The sequence below is a fragment of the Pseudomonas sp. JL2 genome (assembly GCF_031570495.1).
GTDB classification, from domain to species: domain Bacteria; phylum Pseudomonadota; class Gammaproteobacteria; order Pseudomonadales; family Pseudomonadaceae; genus Aquipseudomonas; species Aquipseudomonas rhizophila.
The window spans coordinates 244,690-264,384 of record NZ_JAKUDH010000002.1; the positions used below are offsets into that span (position 1 = coordinate 244,690).

The 19,695-nt window shown below is 62.1% G+C and carries 16 protein-coding genes; 6 read left to right on the forward strand and 10 right to left on the reverse strand.

What is annotated here, in order from left to right:
* From MKS85_RS05175 to mreB, 7 genes are all read right to left on the reverse strand, one after another.
* Positions 1 to 864 (reverse strand): carbon-nitrogen hydrolase family protein, encoded by an 864-nt coding sequence (locus MKS85_RS05175; RefSeq protein WP_047228675.1) that lies wholly within the window; start codon positions 862 to 864, stop codon positions 1 to 3.
* A 161-nt stretch (positions 865 to 1,025) separates the two neighbouring features.
* Complete coding sequence (locus MKS85_RS05180; RefSeq protein WP_188250975.1) at positions 1,026 to 4,829, reverse strand: YhdP family protein; 3,804 nt, start codon at positions 4,827 to 4,829, stop codon at positions 1,026 to 1,028.
* 61 nt (positions 4,830 to 4,890) lie between these two features.
* Positions 4,891 to 6,348, reverse strand: a complete 1,458-nt coding sequence (rng, locus tag MKS85_RS05185) for a ribonuclease G (RefSeq protein WP_047228677.1) — start codon at positions 6,346 to 6,348, stop codon at positions 4,891 to 4,893.
* A 56-nt stretch (positions 6,349 to 6,404) separates the two neighbouring features.
* Positions 6,405 to 7,001, reverse strand: coding sequence for a nucleoside triphosphate pyrophosphatase (locus tag MKS85_RS05190; RefSeq protein ID WP_188250976.1), 597 nt, complete (start codon positions 6,999 to 7,001; stop codon positions 6,405 to 6,407).
* A gap of 43 nt (positions 7,002 to 7,044) precedes the next feature.
* The gene (gene mreD, locus MKS85_RS05195; RefSeq protein ID WP_047228679.1) at positions 7,045 to 7,533 is read right to left on the reverse strand and encodes a rod shape-determining protein MreD; all 489 of its coding nucleotides are present in this window, start codon (positions 7,531 to 7,533) and stop codon (positions 7,045 to 7,047) included.
* A complete protein-coding gene (mreC, locus tag MKS85_RS05200) occupies positions 7,533 to 8,618 on the reverse strand; it encodes a rod shape-determining protein MreC (protein WP_188251022.1) in 1,086 nt (361 codons plus the stop codon). Before mreC ends, mreD begins: the two co-directional genes overlap by 1 nt.
* Before the next feature lie 142 nt (positions 8,619 to 8,760).
* Positions 8,761 to 9,798 carry a rod shape-determining protein MreB gene (mreB, locus tag MKS85_RS05205; RefSeq protein ID WP_002555108.1) on the reverse strand — a complete coding sequence of 346 codons (1,038 nt, stop codon included), beginning with the start codon at positions 9,796 to 9,798 and terminating at the stop codon, positions 8,761 to 8,763.
* A 294-nt stretch (positions 9,799 to 10,092) separates the two neighbouring features.
* On the opposite strand from mreB, the gene gatC reads away from it, so the two are divergent.
* The 6 genes from gatC (at position 10,093) to MKS85_RS05235 (ending at position 15,352) form a co-directional block, all read left to right on the forward strand.
* Positions 10,093 to 10,380: an Asp-tRNA(Asn)/Glu-tRNA(Gln) amidotransferase subunit GatC gene (gatC, locus tag MKS85_RS05210; RefSeq protein ID WP_047228681.1), complete on the forward strand. Its 288-nt coding sequence runs from the start codon at positions 10,093 to 10,095 to the stop codon at positions 10,378 to 10,380.
* Between the two features lie 16 nt (positions 10,381 to 10,396).
* The gene (gene gatA / locus MKS85_RS05215) at positions 10,397 to 11,848 is read left to right on the forward strand and encodes an Asp-tRNA(Asn)/Glu-tRNA(Gln) amidotransferase subunit GatA (protein ID WP_047228682.1); all 1,452 of its coding nucleotides are present in this window, start codon (positions 10,397 to 10,399) and stop codon (positions 11,846 to 11,848) included.
* Positions 11,849 to 11,858: 10 nt separating this feature from the next.
* A complete protein-coding gene (gene gatB / locus MKS85_RS05220) occupies positions 11,859 to 13,304 on the forward strand; it encodes an Asp-tRNA(Asn)/Glu-tRNA(Gln) amidotransferase subunit GatB (protein ID WP_047228683.1) in 1,446 nt (481 codons plus the stop codon).
* A 182-nt stretch (positions 13,305 to 13,486) separates the two neighbouring features.
* A complete protein-coding gene (locus MKS85_RS05225) occupies positions 13,487 to 13,864 on the forward strand; it encodes a septal ring lytic transglycosylase RlpA family protein (protein WP_076383559.1) in 378 nt (125 codons plus the stop codon).
* Between the two features lie 49 nt (positions 13,865 to 13,913).
* Positions 13,914 to 14,975, forward strand: coding sequence for a calcium/sodium antiporter (locus MKS85_RS05230; RefSeq protein WP_047228693.1), 1,062 nt, complete (start codon positions 13,914 to 13,916; stop codon positions 14,973 to 14,975).
* Positions 14,972 to 15,352 carry a carboxymuconolactone decarboxylase family protein gene (locus MKS85_RS05235; RefSeq protein WP_076383558.1) on the forward strand — a complete coding sequence of 127 codons (381 nt, stop codon included), beginning with the start codon at positions 14,972 to 14,974 and terminating at the stop codon, positions 15,350 to 15,352. The genes MKS85_RS05230 and MKS85_RS05235 overlap by 4 nt, the downstream gene beginning before the upstream one ends.
* A gap of 139 nt (positions 15,353 to 15,491) precedes the next feature.
* On the opposite strand, the gene MKS85_RS05240 is transcribed toward MKS85_RS05235, so the two are convergent.
* The 3 genes from MKS85_RS05240 to MKS85_RS05250 form a co-directional block, all read right to left on the reverse strand.
* On the reverse strand, positions 15,492 to 16,433 hold the full coding sequence (locus tag MKS85_RS05240) for an AEC family transporter (RefSeq protein WP_076383557.1): 942 nt from the start codon (positions 16,431 to 16,433) through the stop codon (positions 15,492 to 15,494).
* A 259-nt stretch (positions 16,434 to 16,692) separates the two neighbouring features.
* Entirely contained in the window at positions 16,693 to 18,246 is a 1,554-nt protein-coding gene (gene garD / locus MKS85_RS05245; protein WP_188250977.1) for a galactarate dehydratase, read from the reverse strand.
* Positions 18,247 to 18,259: 13 nt separating this feature from the next.
* Positions 18,260 to 19,624, reverse strand: coding sequence for an MFS transporter (locus tag MKS85_RS05250; protein WP_047228688.1), 1,365 nt, complete (start codon positions 19,622 to 19,624; stop codon positions 18,260 to 18,262).
* Positions 19,625 to 19,695: the final 71 nt, after the last annotated feature.

Sequence of the window (19,695 nt, forward strand, 5' to 3'; positions counted from 1 at the left end):
CTACGCCTTGAATTCGTCGTCTTGGACAGGCCGCTGTCGAGCGCCCTGCGAGAAAAAGCGCCGATGGCTAGCCACCGGCATACGCGCCCGGATGGACGCCTGTTCGCTGCTGTCGCGCTCGGCCAGCAAAACAGCCTCGCCTTGATCCTGTTGCGCCAGCACACGGCCCCACGGATCGACTATCGCTGCATGGCCAAAGGTTTCCCGTGGCCCTGGATGCAGCCCACCCTGAGCGGCTGCCAGCACATAACACTGGGTCTCGATAGCCCGGGCGCGAATCAACACCTCCCAATGGGCAGCGCCAGTCACTGCGGTAAACGCCGAAGGCGCGGTGATCAATTCAGCCCCGGCGGCGCGCAGCTCGCTATAGAGTTCCGGGAAACGCAAGTCATAACAAACCGTCAGACCAACCCGCCCTACAGGTGTATCGGCCACTACCACGTTGTAGCCATAAGCATAGTCATCAGACTCGCGATAACGACCGCGATTGTCTGCCACGTCCACATCGAACAGGTGCAGCTTGTCGTAGCGCGCGACAATCTGGCCCTGATCATCGATCAGCAACGAACAGGCATGCACCCTGGCGTCCGGTTGTTCCATCGGCGGCAACGGCAACGTGCCGGCCACAATCCATAACTTGAGGTCACGGGCGGTCTGTTTCAACCAGGGCAGGATCGGTCCCTGACCAAAGGCCTCGGCACGACCGATGTCCGCCACATCCCGCCGACCCATGGCCGCGAAGTTTTCAGGCAGCACCGCCAGCCTTGCGCCGCCAGCGGCAGCCTGTTCCAGCAGCACACGGGCGCGGGCCAGATTGGCGAGCACATCGCTTTGACTGACCATCTGAATCACTGCCACTGGCATGGTGCTTCCCTCTTTTTTATCCTCGCCCGAGGCGGCTGTGGGAGCAAAGCTTGCTCGCGATGAGGCAGGTACATCCAACATATAGGCTGGCTGATACACCGCAATCGCGAGCAAGCTGTGCTCCCACAGGCTCGCCCCCACAAGGGGGATGTCATCGCCTGTCAGAACGGCTTGTCGAAGGTAATCTTCGGCTCTTTCCACGGCCCCTTGACGTCGTATCTTACGCTGGCAAAGCGCGCCACACGGTCGCCAATCAATTTGTCGATCAGAAACAGCGCCCCACCCACCGCTGGCGCGCCGACAATCAGCGCTGCAATCGGCAGGTTGTTGGTCACCGGCAGCGTCACCTGCAACTTGGCGTCGACCCGATCGGCCACCATGTCCAGTGTGCCGTTGAGCTCCAGGTTGCTCGACGGTCCCGTCAGGGTGATGGGTTCACGGGTCACGTAGACACCGTCGCTCGCCACCAGCAACCCCTTGACCCGATCGTAACTCAAGCCTTTGCCGAACAGGTCAGAGAAGTCCAGGCGCAATCGGCGGCCGATGGAGTTGAAGTTCAGCAAGCCAAATACCCGCAGCGCCTGGGCGCCGCCTTCCAACTCGACGAACTGGCCCTTGCTCAGCGACGCATCCAGACTCCCGGAGAAGCGCTTCGTGGCGACCCACGCTGGCGAGCCAGGCCAGCGACCATCGACGTCCAGGCGGAATTTCTCGCTGGTCACGCTCGGCGCATAGCCCCAGCCCTTGAGCACATCGGCCAGGTTCTTGCCACCAATGCGGCCTTTGTACCAACTGCTGGTGGAGCCGGGGACGCCTTCCCAGCCACCATTGCCGCTCAAGACCATGCCCTTGAGGCCCATATCCAGGTTGTTCAAGGCAATGCCCTTGCCTGTCGGACGCACCTTCAACGACCAGGCACCAATGAGGTCGGGCCCCTGGAACAACTGGTCAATGACAATATCCATGGCCGGAATGTTGCGGGGATCGACCGAGGCCAGCGGGTCCGGCGCGTTTTCGTCGGTCTGGACCGTCGGGTCGGCGGCCGGCAGGCGAATGTAGTCAAGCTTGATACCGATCGGTGCGGCCTTCGCGTCCGGCAGACTGGCGGTGCCCTTGGCCTGCTCGCTGGCAAGTCGCAAAGCCCAGGCGTCAGGCTTGCGGTCCAGTTGCACCGAAGCCCGGTCCAGGGTCGTGCCCATGGCGGTGAGCTTGCCGATGTTCAGATCGACGCTGCTAAGCAGTTGTTTGGCGCTACCGCCCGGATCCTGCCCCGCATACTTGCCCACCAGCTCCTGCCACGGACTCACATCCATCTGCGACAGCGTCCCGCGCAGGCGCAGGCCCTTGCCGCCCGGCAGAATCGCATCACCGTTACCGAGCAAGAGTTCACCGCGACCGTCTGCAACCTGTCCATTCGGCGCCGCGTAGGTGAAGCTGGCCAGGTCGCCATAATCCACCCAGTAACGGCGCTCCGCGCCTTGCAAGGTCATGCGAAACACCGTGTCACGCCCGGCATCGGGCGCCAACCCGAAGGGCGCGGGCAGATCCACGGCCACGCCCTTGAGACTGGAACTGACCGACAGTTGGCTGTCGGCACCGTCGAGGATCACCTGCAACTGATACGGCACCACGCCAGTCACCGGCAATGGTTGTGTAACCTTCAGCCAGTCAGTGAGTTTCTTGACCTCCACCTGTCCGGAGGCGGCCACCCGCGTAGTCAGTTCACCGGCACGGCCTTCGGCAAAAATCTGCGCGGTCACGGGCCGGTCGAACGCTCGGGCCGCGATATTCTTGCCGCTCAGTCCTTTGTTGCTGTCGAAGCGGAAATCGCCCTTGAGCTGCGTCAGCTCCAGCACCGGCTCGCTGAGCTTGAGCCGGGCCTTGTCGGTCTTGAAGTCCACCAGAATCTTCGGTTGCTCGCCTTTCGCCAAAGGAATATCCAGCTTCACACTGCCCAGCAGGTCGCCCTCGCCTTCCCAGCCGGCGAACGTCTGCGCCGTACCGATCGGCGCCGTCTGCAGGATCTTCAAGCCGTCACCCAAGCCTCCGGCGAACTCGCCGTCCAACAGCAGATGGGAATTCTGGCCGCTGGGCACATGGGGGATGTTCACCGAAACATTCCTGACCTGGGTGTCCAGCAACTGCCCTTGACTTGCAAAGATACGCACGCCGCTGTCTTCGACGAAAACATCACCGCTGACCTTGCTCACCGAAGGCCAACCCGGCTGGAAGGCCAGCTCGGCATCATGCACCTTGAAAAACAGGCTGATGCTGCGAGCCGCGTCTTCAGCGCCCTGGTTCAGCGAACCTTGATACTGGAAAAAACCCTGATCCACCGCGCCCTTGACGATTGCCGTGCGCAGCCACTCATCCAGCGCAGGACTCAGGACAGCAGGCAGATACTTGGCGGTATAGCGACCGTCGCCATCCACCAGGCCGACCCGCAGGTCCATGTAGTCTTCCTGGCTGTGGTCGAAATGCAGGCGAATCAGGAAGTCACCGGCAATCCGGCCCTCCTCCCCCAGTACCTTCAGGTACGGCGCAATCAGCGTGAAACCCTGCTTGTCCAGTTTCCAGGTCAGCCGGGCGTTAGCCTGCAAGTATTGCCAGGGCTTGGCGAAGATCGGGTCCAGGTGCAGGGAAAAATCTTTGCTGTCCATGCGCAGCTCACCGCCGCCCAGGTCGCCGCTCAGGCTCCCGGACACGTTGCGCGCCGCCGGGGCACCGCGATAGGCATCAAAGCCTACGGTGTCCAGGTTGGTGGCGAAGCTGACTTTCTGATCACCGCTGTTCTGCGGGCGGTAGTCCAGCAGCACGTTGCGCAGGCCGCCCGTGAACTTGAGCCGGTCGATTGCCGTGGCAACACCTTCGGGCAACGGCGCCAGGGCATGGAGCAACGGCGTCAGCGGCGTGAGGTCGAGGCGATCAGCCTGCACGTGCCAGAGTTCTTCGGTTTTTTCGGTGGCGTTGTTCTGTTGCAACTGCAGGCGCGATTCCCAACGGGTTTCGCCCAGGCTCATTGCCAGGGAATCGAAGGTTGCGCTGAATCCCTGGTCGCTGCGCTGGAAATACCCGTTGAGCGCCAGGTTATGGATCTGCACCGGCTTGCGCTCGGCATAGGCGCCCTGGATGTCCGGCGCGTTCAGTCGAATGGCCGCGCTTTGCACGGTGCCCGCCCCCCAGCTCAGCCAGAACTCTGCGCCAGCCTTGATCCGGGAAAAATGCCATTGTCGAGTCAGGCGTTCCGGCAGCCATTTGGACCAATCGCTTTGCGGCAGACTCAGGTAGACATCAGCCTGGCCGTTCTTCCAGTCGCTGGCGCGGATACGGGTGCGCAGGTTGATCGCGACGGGTTGGCCGTCAGGCAGGGTCAGTCGAGCATCCAGACGCTGACGGGCAACACCGGTGCGCAGGCTCAGGCCAACATAGGTCAGGGTCAGCGGCGGTTGTTCCAGCGGCTGCAAGGTCACCTGACTGTCGAGCACCGACAGCTTCGAGATCATCTGCATGCGCTCGAGCAGTTGCTGGGGATCCAGGGGCTGATCGTCCTGCACCGGCAGCCCCTCCAGGGCCCACTTGCCGTCGGCGCCTTCCTTGAGGCTGATCTTCAGGCCGCTGAGTTCCAGGTGAGCAATGCGCACCTGACGCGCCACCAGGCTGCCCCACAAGTCCGGCACGGCCCGCACCTGATCCAGATGCAAGGTATTGGCGCCCTCGCCGACCATCACGTCGTGGGCCAGCAGGATGGGGGCCAGGGCGCTCCAGCTACCGTCCAGGCTGCCGATATGCACGGGGATGCCCAACGCTTCGCTGGCGCGGGTCTGGACCTCGGCGCGGTATTCGGCCACCAGCGGAGCCAGTTCTCGCCCGAGGCTGACATACAGTGCCACCAGCACCAACAGCAGCGCGCACAGGCCCAGGCCCCAACGGGTCAGCGCGGCCAAAATGCGTGTCAGACGCTCCATGTCAGCGGGCTCCCCTGGCAAAAGTATTCAAATCCGCGGGGCTGCCGCTCATGAAGCCACTTCAGAGCAGCACCACGTCGTATTGTTCCTGGGAATACATGGTTTCCACCTGAAAGCGAATCGTGCGACCGATAAAGGCCTCCAGTTCCGCAACATTCCCTGACTCTTCATCGAGCAGGCGATCCACCACTTTCTGGTTCGCCAACACTCTATAACCTGTGGCCTGGTAAGCGCGTGCCTCCCGGAGGATTTCCCGGAAGATTTCGTAACACACGGTTTCCGGGGTCTTGAGCTTGCCCCGGCCCTGGCAACTGCTGCACGGTTCACACAGCACCTGCTCAAGGCTCTCGCGAGTGCGCTTGCGGGTCATCTGCACCAGGCCCAGTTCGGTGATCCCGATGATGTTGGTCTTGGCGTGGTCGCGCTCGAGTTGTTTTTCCAGGGTCCGCAGCACCTGGCGCTGGTGCTCTTCATGCTCCATGTCGATGAAGTCGATGATGATGATTCCGCCCAGGTTGCGCAGGCGCAGCTGACGAGCGATGGCGGTGGCCGCTTCCAGGTTGGTCTTGAAGATGGTTTCTTCGAGGTTGCGATGGCCGACGAACGCCCCGGTGTTGACGTCAATGGTGCTCATGGCCTCGGCCGGGTCCACCACCAGGTAGCCGCCGGACTTGAGCGGCACCTTACGCTCCAGGGCCTTCTGGATTTCGTCTTCGACGCCGTACAGGTCGAAAATCGGCCGCTCGCCGGGGTAATGCTCGAGACGATCAGCGATTTCCGGCATCAGCTCCGCCACAAACTGGGTGGTTTTCTGGAAGGTTTCCCGGGAATCGATGCGGATTTTCTCAATCTTGGGGCTGACCAGATCCCGCAGGGTCCGCAACGCCAGACCGAGGTCTTCGTAGATCACGCTGGGGGTGGCGATGGTCTTGATCTGATCGGCGATCTGGTCCCAGAGCCGGCGCAAATAGCGGATGTCCATGAGAATTTCATCGGCCCCGGCCCCTTCGGCGGCAGTGCGCAGGATGAAACCTCCAGCTTCCTTGATGCCCTCTTTCTCCACGCAATCGCTGACCACCTGCTTGAGGCGCTCGCGCTCGGCTTCGTCTTCGATCTTCAGGGAAATGCCGACGTGGGCGGTGCGCGGCATGTACACCAGGTAGCGCGACGGAATCGACAGCTGCGTGGTCAAGCGCGCGCCCTTGGAACCGATGGGGTCCTTGGTGACCTGGACCACCAGGCTCTGGCCTTCATGAACCAGGGCACTGATGCTCTCCACGGCCGGGCCTTCACGCATGGATATTTCCGAGGCATGAATGAATGCCGCGCGATCCAGGCCAATATCGACGAACGCCGCCTGCATGCCCGGCAACACCCGCACCACCTTGCCTTTATAGATATTGCCGACGATGCCACGTTTTTGCGTGCGCTCGACGTGAACTTCTTGCAGAACACCGTTTTCAACCACCGCCACGCGCGATTCCATCGGCGTGATGTTGATCAGGATCTCTTCACTCATGGCAGGGTCTCGTTCAGGCGTGTTCACGATAATGGCCGCATCAAGTCAGACGGCGCTCAGCGCGCGCTCAGGGTTTGCCAACAGGGTATGCCGAAATGGCCCAACAGCTCCGAGGTTTCGCACAACGGCAGGCCGACCACGGCTGAATAGCTGCCTTCAAGCCCGGCGACGAACACCGCCCCCAAGCCCTGAATACCATAACCGCCGGCCTTGTCCCGGGGCTCACCGCTGTTCCAATAGGCTAGCGCTTGTTGCTCAGTGATGGAGCGAAAGCTGACCCGGCTGCGCACCACACAGGACTCACAACGTTGCCCGTCCAGTACTGCAATGGCGGTCAGCACCTCATGGTCACGACCGGACAGGCTCAAGAGCATCGCCATCGAGTCGGCCTGATCCAGCGGCTTGCCCAGAATCCGCCCGTCCAGCACCACGGCGGTGTCGGCACCCAGCACGCAGCCGTCCACGCCTGCGGGCAAAGCACGTCGCCCGGCCTCGGCCTTGCCGCGCGCCAGACGTTCGACATAGGCCGAAGGGGTTTCGTCATCCAGGGGAGTTTCGTCGATGTCTGCGCTGACGGCGGTGAATGGCACACCGATCTGCGTGAGCAACTCACGCCGACGCGGCGAGCCCGAGGCGAGGTAAAGCGGTTTCATCAAGACATCTCCCTCTCAAGGTGCGGGCCAATGCCTGACCGAATCAGTTGATTTTGAAACGCAGGCGCAAGCCACGCAAACCGAAGCTGACCCACGGCCAGAGCAAGGCACTGACCAGTGCCGGCAACACCAGCGCCAGGGTCGGCTGGCGATTGCCGGTCAGCGCGCTGAGCCACAGTTGCACCAGCTGCGCCAGGCCGAAAATCACCAGGATCACCAGGCACTGCTGCCACATGGGGAACATCCGAAGGCGTTGTTGCAGCGATAGCACCAGGAACGTGATCAGCGTCAGGATCAGCGCGTTCTGCCCCAGCAACGTGCCATAAAGCACGTCTTCGGCCAGCCCCAGGCACCAGGCGGTGACCATGCCGACCTTGTGCGGCAGCGCCAGTGCCCAGAATGCCAGCAGCAGCGCCAGCCACAGCGGGCGCAGGATTTCCATGAATTGTGGCAGCGGCGAAACGCTGAGCAACAGGCCGATGGCGAACGTCAGCCAGACCATCCAGCCGTTACCGGAATGTGTACTGCTCATTATTCTCGTGCTCCCCTGGTGGCTGGCGCGGTGGCCGGCGTGGAGACAGGCGGTTTGGCCGCGGGCCTTGCGGGTTGAGTCGCCGGCGCTTGGGTGGCCGGCGTAGCAGCCGGAGCGGTCGCTGGCGTTGGCGCCGGGGTCGTTGCAGCCGGGGCAGGTGCCGGGGCTGTCGCCGGGGTAACCGGGGTCGCGGTCGAGTCGCTGTTCTGCCGGTCCTCGGCCTCCTGGGCCACGGCGGCGTCGTTGGCGCGCTCTTCCGGGGTGCGGTTGTCGCTGAATACCAGCAGCAGGTATCGGCTGCGATTCAGCGCAGCCGTTGGCACCGCACGCACGATGGCGAACGGCTGACCTGAGTCGTGTATGACCTCCTTGACCGTCGCCACCGGATACCCGGCCGGGAATCGCTGACCGAGACCGGAACTGACCAGCAGGTCGCCTTCCTTGATGTCGGCGGTGTCTGCGACGTGCCGCAGCTCCAGGCGCTCCGGATTACCGGTGCCGCTGGCAATCGCCCGCAAGCCGTTGCGGTTGACCTGCACGGGAATGCTGTGGGTGGTATCGGTCAGCAACAGCACGCGAGAGGTGTAGGGCATCAACTCCACCACCTGCCCCATCAGGCCGCGAGCATCGAGTACCGGCTGGCCGAGGACAACACCGTCGCGCTCACCCTTGTTGATGATGATGCGGTGGGTAAAGGGATTGGGGTCCATGCCGATCAACTCGGCCACTTCGACCTTCTCGTTGACCAGCGCCGAGGAATTGAGCAGCTCGCGCAGCCGCACGTTTTGCTCGGTGAGGGCCGCCAGCTTCTGCATGCGTCCCTGCAACAGCAGGTTCTCGGTCTTGAGTTTTTCGTTTTCGGCCACCAGCTCGGTCCGGCTGCCAAACTGGCTGGCCACACCCTGCCACAAGCGCTGCGGCAAATCGGTGATCCAGTAGGATTCCATCAATACCAGCGACATCTGACTGCGCACTGGCTTGAGCAGCGTGAAACGGGCATCGACCACCATCAGCGCGACCGACAGCACGGTCAGCACCAGCAGGCGCACACCCAATGAGGGGCCTTTGGCGAAAAGCGGTTTAATAAGCCGCTCCTCCCAGGCAAATGTTTTCTTTATTCATACGGCATCAAACCGGCCTGGATACGAATGACAGAAGATAAACGTCAACGGGCAGCACTGCAAAGTGCTGCCCGGGGAGCGAACAACATAGACCATCCAGGCGGGCTTATTCGCTGGAGAGCAGATCCATGGTGTGCTTGTCCATCATTTCCAATGCACGGCCACCGCCACGGGCAACGCAAGTCAGCGGGTCTTCGGCAACGATCACCGGCAAGCCGGTTTCCTGGGCCAGCAGCTTGTCGAGGTCACGCAGCAGCGCGCCACCACCGGTCAGCACCAGGCCGCGCTCGGCGATGTCCGACGCCAGTTCCGGCGGCGACTGCTCCAGAGCACTCTTGACCGCCTGCACGATGGTCGCCAGCGACTCTTGCAGTGCTTCGAGCACTTCGTTGGAGTTGAGGGTGAAGGCACGTGGAACGCCTTCAGCCAGGTTACGGCCGCGAACGTCGACTTCACGTACTTCGCCGCCCGGATAGGCCGTGCCGATTTCCTGCTTGATGCGCTCGGCGGTGGATTCGCCGATCAGGCTGCCGTAGTTGCGGCGCACGTAGGTGATGATCGCTTCGTCGAAACGGTCGCCGCCCACACGTACGGACTCGGCGTAGACCACACCGTTGAGGGAGATCAAGGCGATTTCAGTGGTACCACCACCGATGTCGACGACCATCGAACCACGGGCCTCTTCGACCGGCAGGCCGGCACCGATGGCAGCGGCCATCGGTTCTTCGATCAGGAACACTTCACGGGCACCGGCGCCAAGGGCCGACTCACGGATGGCACGACGCTCCACCTGGGTGGACTTGCAGGGCACGCAGATCAGCACGCGAGGGCTGGGCTGCAGGAAACTGTTTTCGTGAACTTTGTTGATGAAGTACTGCAGCATCTTTTCGCAGACGCTGAAGTCGGCGATCACGCCGTCCTTCATGGGGCGAATGGCTGCAATGTTGCCCGGAGTACGGCCCAGCATGCGCTTGGCTTCGGTACCGACAGCCACGACACTCTTCTGGTTACCATGGGTGCGGATGGCCACTACCGAGGGTTCATTCAGGACGATACCGCGCTCGCGCACGTAAATAAGGGTGTTGGCAGTGCCCAGGTCAATGGAAAGATCGCTGGAAAACATGCCACGCAGTTTCTTGAACATGGGAAAGGGACCCTAGGCAACGCGTGGGTAAAAAAGTGCGGCAAACTCTAACAACGACAGGGATTTTGGGCAAGGCGCCAATATGTTAAATTGGCCGCTTTTCTGTGCACCAAACCCCGAAATCGCGGCCAATGCCCTGTTTCACAGATACGTTCCTTTGTTGACGACAATAGAGGCCGTCAAAAAGGAACAGTATTTGTGATACAGGGCACTGGACCGTAGAAATGCGGTAGTGTTCCGACAATCTAACACACGGACAGATTGCGTCCGTTTTGTTTTCCACTGGAGAATCCCATGGCGCTTGAACGCTCCGACGTGGAAAAAATCGCTCACCTGGCCTGTCTGGGCCTCGATGAAGCCGATCTTCCACACATTACTTCTGCCCTGAACAGCATTCTGGGGCTGGTCGACGAGATGCAGGCGGTCAACACCGACGGCATCGAACCCCTGGCCCACCCACTGGAAGCCAGCCAGCGCCTGCGCGCCGACGTCGTGACCGAGTCCAATCACCGCGAGGCCTACCAGTCCATCGCACCAGCGGTCGAAAACGGCCTGTACCTGGTTCCGAAAGTCATCGACTAAAGGGAAAGAGCCTCTCATGCATCACATGACCCTGGCCGAGATCGCCCGCGGACTCGCCGATAAAAAGTTTTCTTCCGAAGAGCTGACCCAGGCCCTGCTGGCGCGCATCGCCCAGCTCGACCCGCAGCTCAACAGCTTCATCAGCCTCACCGAAGAACTGGCCCTGAGCCAGGCCAAGGCCGCCGACGCCCGTCGCGCCAACGGTGAGAGCGGCGCCCTGCTCGGCGCACCGATTGCCCACAAGGATCTGTTCTGCACCCAGGGCATCCGCACCAGTTGCGGCTCGAAGATGCTCGACAACTTCAAGGCCCCGTACGATGCCACCGTGGTCGCCAAACTGGCCGCAGCCGGCGCCGTGACCCTGGGCAAGACCAACATGGACGAATTCGCCATGGGTTCGGCCAACGAGTCGAGCTACTACGGCGCAGTGAAAAACCCGTGGAACCTGGAACACGTACCGGGTGGCTCGTCCGGTGGTTCCGCCGCCGCCGTGGCCGCGCGCCTGCTGCCGGCCGCCACCGCCACCGACACTGGCGGTTCGATTCGCCAGCCGGCGGCGTTTACCAACCTCACGGGCCTCAAGCCGACCTATGGCCGCGTATCGCGCTGGGGCATGATCGCCTACGCCTCCAGCCTCGACCAGGGCGGTCCGCTGGCCCGCACCGCCGAAGACTGCGCGATCCTGCTGCAAGGCATGGCTGGCTTCGATCCGAACGACTCCACCAGCATCGATGAACCGGTGCCGGACTACAGCGCCAGCCTCAACGGCTCGTTGCAGGGCCTGCGCATCGGCGTGCCGAAGGAATATTTCAGCGCCGGCCTGGACCCGCGCATCGCCGAGCTGACCCACAACAGCATCAAGGCGCTGGAGAAGCTCGGCGCGGTGATCAAGCCAATCAGCCTGCCGAACATGCAGCACGCGATTCCGGCGTACTACGTGATCGCCCCGGCGGAAGCGTCCTCGAACCTGTCGCGTTTCGACGGCGTGCGCTTCGGCTATCGCTGCGAAAATCCGGACAACCTGATGGACCTGTACAAGCGCTCCCGTGGCGAAGGCTTCGGCGCCGAAGTGCAGCGCCGGATCATGGTCGGTGCCTACGCGCTGTCCGCCGGCTACTACGATGCCTACTACCTCAAGGCGCAGAAAATCCGTCGCCTGGTGAAGAACGACTTCATGGCCGCCTTCAACGAGGTCGACATCATCCTTGGCCCGACCACGCCGAACCCGGCCTGGAAACTCGGCGCCAAGAGCAGCGACCCGGTCGCTGAGTACCTGGAAGACGTCTACACCATCACCGCCAACCTCGCTGGCCTGCCGGGCCTGTCCATGCCGGCCGGTTTCGTCGATGGCCTGCCGGTGGGCGTGCAGTTGCTCGCACCGTACTTCCAGGAAGGCCGCCTGCTCAATGTGGCGCACCAGTATCAGTTGAACACTGACTGGCACACCCGCACCCCAACCGGCTTCTGAGGAGAAACACATGCAATGGGAAGTCGTGATCGGGCTGGAGATTCATACCCAGCTCACCACCCGGTCGAAAATCTTTTCCGGTAGCTCCACCACGTTCGGCTCCGAGCCCAACACCCAGGCCAGCCTGGTCGACCTGGGCATGCCCGGCGTGCTGCCGGTGCTCAACGCCGAAGCCGTGCGCATGGCGGTGATGTTCGGTCTGGCGATTGACGCCGAGATTGGCCAGCACAACGTATTCGCCCGCAAGAACTACTTCTACCCGGACCTGCCCAAGGGCTACCAGATCAGCCAGATGGAATTGCCGATTGTCGGCAAGGGCCACCTGGACATCGCCCTGGAAGACGGTACGGTCAAGCGCGTCGGCATCACCCGTGCGCACCTGGAAGAAGACGCCGGCAAGAGCCTGCACGAAGAATTCAACGGTGCCACCGGCATCGACCTGAACCGTGCCGGCACGCCGTTGCTGGAAATCGTCTCTGAACCGGACATGCGCAGTGCCAAGGAAGCCGTAGCCTACGTCAAGGCGATCCACGCGCTGGTGCGCTACCTGGGCATTTGCGACGGCAACATGGCCGAAGGCTCGCTGCGTTGCGACTGCAACGTGTCGATCCGGCCCAAGGGCCAGGTTGAATTCGGCACCCGCTGCGAGATCAAGAACGTCAACTCGTTCCGCTTCATCGAGAAAGCGATCAACAGCGAGATCCAGCGCCAGATCGAACTGATCGAGGACGGCGGCAAGGTCATCCAGCAGACTCGCCTGTACGACCCGAACAAGGACGAAACCCGTCCGATGCGCAGTAAAGAGGAAGCCAACGACTACCGTTACTTCCCCGACCCGGACCTGCTGCCCGTGGTGATCGAGGACTCGTTCCTCAATGACGTACGTGCCACCTTGCCGGAACTGCCACCCCAGAAACGCGAGCGCTTCCAGGCGCAGTTCGGGCTGTCGAGCTATGACGCCAACGTCCTGGCCACCAGCCGCGAACAGGCCGATTACTTCGAAAAAGTCGTGAGCATCGGCGGCGACGCCAAGCTGGCGGCCAACTGGGTGATGGTCGAGTTGGGCAGCCTGCTGAACAAGCAGGGCCTGGAGATCGACCAGTCGCCGGTATCGGCCGAGCAACTGGGCGGCATGCTGTTGCGGATCAAGGACAACACCATTTCCGGCAAGATCGCCAAAATGGTCTTCGAAGCCATGGCCAATGGTGAAGGCAGCGCTGATGAGATCATTGAGAAGCGCGGCTTGAAGCAAGTCACCGACACCGGTGCGATCAGCGCCGTACTCGATGAAATGCTCGCGGCCAACGCCGAGCAAGTCGAGCAATACCGTGCGGCAGACGAAGCCAAGCGCGGCAAGATGTTCGGTTTCTTCGTCGGCCAGGCCATGAAAGCCTCCAAGGGCAAGGCCAACCCGCAACAGGTCAACGAACTGCTTAAAAGCAAGCTCGAGGGCTGATTGCCATGGAGCCAGTACCTGCATCTGGCTCATTCCCCTGTGGCGAGGGAGCTTGCTCCCGCTGGGCTGCGCAGCAGCCCCCAAATCCGGCAGCGGAAATGGGGGCCGCTTCGCGCCCCAGCGGGGGCAAGCTCCCTCGCCACAATGCATTCCACAACCACATTGATGTGGGAAACCCCAACATGAAGCGTCTCCTCGCCGCCTGCGCCCTGCTGTCCCTGCTGGCCGGTTGTGCCAGCCAGAGCGGGACGGTCGATCCACACGGCTATGACCAGACCGGCGTCGCCTCTTATTACGGTGCCAGGCACCATGGCAAGCGCACCGCCAGCGGCGAGCGCTTCAACCAGCATGGCCTGACCGCCGCCCATCGCCAGTTGCCGTTCGGCACTCGGGTGAAAGTCACCAACCTGAAAAACAACGACAGTGTCGTGGTCCGCATCAACGACCGTGGCCCCTACACTCGTGGCCGCCTGATCGATGTATCCCGCGCTGCCGCCGAGCAACTGGGCATGCTACGCAGCGGCACCGCACGGGTGCGTGTGCAAGCCCTCGACGATTGATAGACGGAGCCCGGACATTTCCCTACTCAATGCCATCCCGCTGCTGAGCCTGATTGAGCTGTTCGGTGGCCTGCTGTTGCTGATCGCTGGTGCCGAGCTGCTGGTGCGCGCCGCCGTGGGCCTGGCGGCACGTTTGCAGGTGCGTCCGCTGATCATCGGCCTGACCGTGGTCGCCTTTGGCAGCAGCGCCCCGCAAATGGCCGTCAGCCTGCAAGCGACCCTGGCGCAGAACGCCGACATCGCCGTGGGCAGCGTGATCGGCAGCAGCATCTTCAACATCCTCGTCACCCTCGGGTTGTCGGCCCTGATCATTCCGTTGCGCGTCTCGCGTCAACTGGTGCGCCTGGACATCCCGCTGATGATCGGCGCCAGCCTGCTGGTGTTCGTGCTGGCCTGGAACGAGGAACTGACGCAACTGGACGGCGCGTTGCTGTTGATGGCCCTGGCGGTGTACCTGGGCCTGTTGCTGCGCCAGTCGCGGCATTCGGGGCGACCGCATGGGATGGGCGTGGACGTGGCGCAAGTGTCATGGCCCAAAAGCCTGTCGATGATGGTCGTGGGCCTGGCGATGCTGATTTTCGCCGGGCACTTGCTGTTGGGCGCGGCGGTGGAAGTGGCGACGGACCTGGGGCTGTCGGAACGCATCATCGGCCTGACCATCGTCGCCGTCAGCACCTCGCTGCCGGAACTGGCCACCTCGCTGATCGCCGCCCTGCGGGGCCAGCGAGACATTGCCGTGGGCAACGTGATCGGCAGCAACCTGTTCAACCTGCTGGGCGTGCTGGGGGTGACGGCCCTCGCCGCGCCCTCGCCGCTTTCGGTGTCCCCCAATGCTCTGGATTTCGACCTGCCGGTGATGCTCGGCGTGGCGGTACTGTGCCTGCCGGTGTTTTATTCCGGCTACCGCGTCACCCGCGCCGAAGGTCTGCTGTTTTTGGGCTTGTACCTGGCCTATGGGCTGCATGTGGTGTCGTTCACTACCGGCATGCCTCTGGCCGGCCAACTGGAACGACTGATGCTGTTCTATGTGCTGCCGGCCCTGCTCGCGTTTTTGCTGTTCAGCTCCTTGCGCGCCTGGCGCCGTCAACACCACAAGAGGGATTTGCCATGACCGACACTCCAAAGACCGGCCTGGACATGCGCCGCCAGGTGATGGGCGACGCGTTCGTCGACCGTGCCTTGGGCAACGCCACCGAATTCACCCAGCCGCTGCAGGACTTCGTCAACGAGCACGCCTGGGGCAGCGTTTGGAGCCGCGAAGGCCTGCCGCTCAAAACCCGCAGCCTGATCACCCTCGCCGCCCTCACCGCCCTCAAATGCCCGCAGGAATTGAAAGGCCACGTGCGCGGGGCCTTGAACAACGGCTGTACAGTGGAAGAGATTCGCGAGGCGTTGCTGCATTGCGCGGTGTATGCGGGGGTGCCGGCGGCGATTGATGCATTCAGGGCGGCGCAGGAAGTGATCGATAGTTATCAGAAATCTGAGTGACTGGGAGATCGCTATCGCGAGCAAGCTCGCTCCCACAGTGGATCTTCGGTGTACATAAAATTCCGGTACACCTGCGATTACCTGTGGGAGCGAGCTAGCTTGCTCGCGATTGGCCCTCAAGAACACCACAACCCAGAACCTAGATCCACCCACCCCACTGCAACACAAAAATCCCCAGGTTGGTGGTAATCGCCGCCATCAGCGTGGTGATGACGATGATCGCCGCGGCCAGTTCATGGTTGCCATCGGCCGCGCGGGCCATGACGTAACTGGCGGCGGCGGTGGGACTGCCAAAGTACAGGAACAGAATTCCCAGCTCCGCCCCACGAAAACCCCAGAGCCAGGCGCCGAGGGTCGCCAGCAGCGGCAGGCCGATCATTTTCACCAGGCTCGAACTCAGGGCCATCTTTCCGCTTTTGCGCAGCGCCGCCAGCGACAGCGTGCCGCCGATGCAGATCAACGCCAGCGGCAAAGTCATCTGGGCAAGGTATTTGGCCGAGGTTTCAAACCAGTTCGGCAGGCCTATCTGCCAATAGGCCAACGGCGCGGCTACGACCACACTGATGATCAGCGGGTTGCTGACCACGCTTTTGCAGATGCTCCAGGGGTCGGACTTGATCACTGGGCTGTAGACCGCCAGCACGATGGTCGACAGGGTGTTGTAGAACAGGATCACCAGCGCCGCGAGTATCGACCCCAAGGAAATCCCGTAGTCGCCATACATGCTCGCCGCCAGTGCCAGGCCGATCACGCCGTTGTTGCCGCGAAAGGCGCCCTGGGTATAGATGCCACGGTCCTCACGCGGGCAACGCCAGATCGCCCAGCCCCAGGCCACGGCAAAGCACACCAGGGTGGCAATGGAGAAATAGATCAGCAGGTCCGGCTGCAATGCCGCGTGGAGATCGGCATGCAGGATGCCGAGGAACAACAGCGCCGGCATGGTGACGTTGAACACCAGGGACGAGGCGATGTGAATGAAATTGTCGTTGATCCAGTAAATGCGCTTGAGCAGTGTCCCCAGAAACAACATGGCAAACACCGGTGCGGTGATGTTCAGGGTTTCGAGGAAAATTGCCAGCATGCCGGGGACCTTGAGAAGGGTGTCGTTAGGTGGCTAATGATAGCCACTAACGACACTGGCGTCTGGTAGACCGCTATCGCGAGCAGGCTCGCTCCCACATTTGTTCCTGGGTGAACACAAAATCCATATTCACCACAAACTCCTGTGGGAGCGAGCTTGCTCGCGATAGCGGTGTGTCAGCTTGCATAAATGCTGAATGTACCGCCGTCATCGCGAGCAAGCTCGCTCCCACACTGGATCTCCAGCGATCACGAAATCATCAAGTAATCGGCGCCGGGTTGAACAAGGTGATGTCGTTGTACAGCTTGTGCCGCTCGGCCCAGGTCTGTTTCTTGCCGCTGGCCACGTCCAGGTAGTAATGGAACAGTTCCCAGCCCAGTTCCTCGATGGAGGCGCGCCCGGTGGCGATCCGGCCGGCGTCGATGTCGATCAGGTCCGGCCAGCGCTGGGCCAGTTCGGTGCGGGTCGAGACCTTTACGACCGGCGCCATGGCCAAGCCGTACGGCGTGCCACGGCCGGTGGTGAATACGTGCAGGTTCATCCCCGCCGCCAGTTGCAACGTGCCGCAGACAAAATCACTGGCCGGCGTGGCGCAGAAGATCAGGCCCTTTTGCTTGAAGCGCTCGCCCGGACCCAGCACGCCGTTGATCGCACTGCTGCCGGACTTGACGATCGAGCCCAGGGATTTTTCGACGATGTTCGACAGCCCGCCTTTCTTGTTGCCCGGCGTGGTGTTGGCACTGCGATCGGCCTCGCCCTTGGCCAGGTAACGGTCGTACCAGTCCATCTCGCGTACCAGCTCCTGGGCGACTTCCCGGGTTTGCGCCCGGGAGGTCAGCAGGTAGATCGCATCGCGCACTTCGGTGACTTCGGAAAACATCACCGTCGCCCCGGCCCGCAGCAGCAGGTCCGAGGCATAGCCCAGGGCCGGGTTGGCGGTGATGCCGGAAAACGCATCGCTGCCACCGCACTGCATGCCCAGGATCAGCTCCGAGGCCGGCACGGTTTCGCGGCGGCGCAGATCGAGCTTCTTCAGCCGGGTTTCGGCCAGTTCCATGATCTGCTCGATCATTTCGGTGAACCCGTGACTGGAATCCTGCAAGCGATACAGCCACGGCTCGCTGAGGTCCACCGAGCTGTCGTTCTCATGCATCACCTGCCCGGCCTGCAATTTCTCGCAGCCCAGGCTGATCACCAGTGCTTCGCCCCCCAGGTTCGGGTTGCGTGCCAGATTGCGCACGGTGCGGATCGGGATGTACGCGTCGGTGGCGGTGATTGCCACGCCGCAGCCATAGCTGTGGGTCAGCGCCACCACGTCATCGACGTTCGGGTACTTGGGCAGCAATTCGTCCTTGATGCGCTTGACCGCATGGTCCAGCACCCCGGTCACGCACTGCACCGTGGTGGTGATGCCCAGGATGTTGCGCGTGCCCACGGTACCGTCGGCGTTGCGATAGCCCTCGAAGGTGTAGCCTTGCAACGGCGCATCGGCCGCCGGCACGTCGGTGGACAGCGGCAGGCTGTCCAGCGGCGGCGCGGTGGGCATGCGCAGTTGGTCTTCCTTGACCCAACTGCCACGGGGGATCGGTTGCAATGCATAGCCAATGACCTGGCCGTAGCGAATCACCTCGCCGCCCTCGGGAATATCTTCCAGGGTGACCTTGTGGCTCTGCGGTACAAAGTCCACGGTGACCAGGCCATCCGGGAACTCAGTCCCGGCTGGCACGCCCTGGTCGTTCACCACAATGACCACGTTGTCCCGCTCGTTCAGGCGGATGTAACGGGGCGAATCGGCATGTTCAATCAGTTGCATCGACATCGCTCCTTCAGGATTTCGCTTCAGACAGGCTGGAAAGTTGATCATCCCGGGCCGCGGGCTCTTTGAGCACGACACGCTTGATCGGCCCGACGATCACCAGGTAACTGAACACCGCCATCAGCGCGTTGCAGCCCACGAACACCAGCGCCCATTTGAACGAACCGGTGGAGCTGATGATGTAGCCGATGACGATCGGCGTGGTGATCGATGCCAGGTTGCCGAAGGTGTTGAACAGGCCGCCACTCAGACCGGCGATCTGTTTTGGCGAAGTGTCGGACACCACGGCCCAACCCAGTGCGCCTACGCCTTTACCGAAGAAGGCCAAGGCCATGAAGCCCACCACCATCCATTCGATGTCCACGTAGTTGCACGCCACGATGCTGCTGGACACCAGCAGGCCGGCGATGATCGGCGCCTTGCGAGCGAAGGTCAGCGAGTGGCCCTTGCGCAGCAGGTAGTCGGAAATCACCCCGCCGAGCACGCCACCGATGAAGCCGCAGATCGCCGGCAAGGAGGCGATGAAACCAGCCTTGAGGATGGTCATGCCGCGCTCCTGCACCAGGTACACCGGGAACCAGGTCAGGAAGAAGTAGGTGATGCCGTTGATGCAGTATTGGCCCAGGTACACGCCGAGCATCATGCGGTTGGTCAGCAGTTGGCGGATGTAATCCCACTTCGGACCGTCGGTCTTCTTACCCCTGCCCTTGTCCTGGTCCATGTCGACCATCGCGCCGTTGGCGGCGATGTGATTGAACTCGGCCTCGTTGATCATCGGGTGCTGACGCGGGCTGTGGATAACCTTCAGCCAGACCAGCGAGAACACGATACCGACCACGCCCATCACGATGAACACGTGCTGCCAGCCAAAGCGGTAGACGATCCAGCCCATCAGCGGCGCAAACAACACCGTGGCGAAATACTGGGCCGAGTTGAAAATCGCCGAAGCGGTGCCGCGTTCAGCGGTGGGGAACCAGGCCGCGACGATGCGGGCGTTACCCGGGAAGGAAGGCGCCTCGGCCAGCCCCACCAGAAAACGCAGCATGAACAGCGCCACCACGGCGGTGGAGACACCGAATTCACCGACATAGCCTTGCAGCACGGTGAACAGCGACCAGGTAAAAATGCTCAAGGCATAGATTTTTTTCGACCCGAACCGGTCAAGCAGCCAGCCGCCCGGGATCTGCCCGGCCACGTAGGCCCAGCCGAAGGCGGAGAAGATATAACCGAGGGTAACGGCATCGATGCCGAGGTCTTTCTGCAGGCTGGAGCCGGCGATAGCGATGGTTGCGCGGTCGGCATAGTTGATCGTTGTCACCAGAAACAGCATGAGCAGGATCAAATAGCGGACGCGAGTCGGCTTGGTTTCTTGCATTTAAATCTACTTCCACTATTTATTTTTATACGGGAAATCTGGTTGTACGGCCGGGCGGGTTGTCCCGCTCC

Excerpts from the sequence above, each read along its gene's own strand:
- MKS85_RS05240 (WP_076383557.1), bottom strand. The coding sequence starts at position 16,433 with ATGCTGGCAATTTTCCTCGAAACCCTGAACATCACCGCACCGGTGTTT.
- MKS85_RS05175 (WP_047228675.1), bottom strand. The coding sequence starts at position 864 with ATGCCAGTGGCAGTGATTCAGATGGTCAGTCAAAGCGATGTGCTCGCC.
- mreD (WP_047228679.1), bottom strand. The coding sequence starts at position 7,533 with ATGAGCAGTACACATTCCGGTAACGGCTGGATGGTCTGGCTGACGTTC.
- MKS85_RS05225 (WP_076383559.1), top strand. The coding sequence starts at position 13,487 with ATGAAGCGTCTCCTCGCCGCCTGCGCCCTGCTGTCCCTGCTGGCCGGT.
- MKS85_RS05235 (WP_076383558.1), top strand. The coding sequence starts at position 14,972 with ATGACCGACACTCCAAAGACCGGCCTGGACATGCGCCGCCAGGTGATG.
- MKS85_RS05250 (WP_047228688.1), bottom strand. The coding sequence starts at position 19,624 with ATGCAAGAAACCAAGCCGACTCGCGTCCGCTATTTGATCCTGCTCATG.
- rng (WP_047228677.1), bottom strand. The coding sequence starts at position 6,348 with ATGAGTGAAGAGATCCTGATCAACATCACGCCGATGGAATCGCGCGTG.
- MKS85_RS05180 (WP_188250975.1), bottom strand. The coding sequence starts at position 4,829 with ATGGAGCGTCTGACACGCATTTTGGCCGCGCTGACCCGTTGGGGCCTG.
- garD (WP_188250977.1), bottom strand. The coding sequence starts at position 18,246 with ATGCAACTGATTGAACATGCCGATTCGCCCCGTTACATCCGCCTGAAC.
- gatA (WP_047228682.1), top strand. The coding sequence starts at position 10,397 with ATGCATCACATGACCCTGGCCGAGATCGCCCGCGGACTCGCCGATAAA.
- MKS85_RS05190 (WP_188250976.1), bottom strand. The coding sequence starts at position 7,001 with ATGAAACCGCTTTACCTCGCCTCGGGCTCGCCGCGTCGGCGTGAGTTG.
- gatB (WP_047228683.1), top strand. The coding sequence starts at position 11,859 with ATGCAATGGGAAGTCGTGATCGGGCTGGAGATTCATACCCAGCTCACC.
- mreB (WP_002555108.1), bottom strand. The coding sequence starts at position 9,798 with ATGTTCAAGAAACTGCGTGGCATGTTTTCCAGCGATCTTTCCATTGAC.
- gatC (WP_047228681.1), top strand. The coding sequence starts at position 10,093 with ATGGCGCTTGAACGCTCCGACGTGGAAAAAATCGCTCACCTGGCCTGT.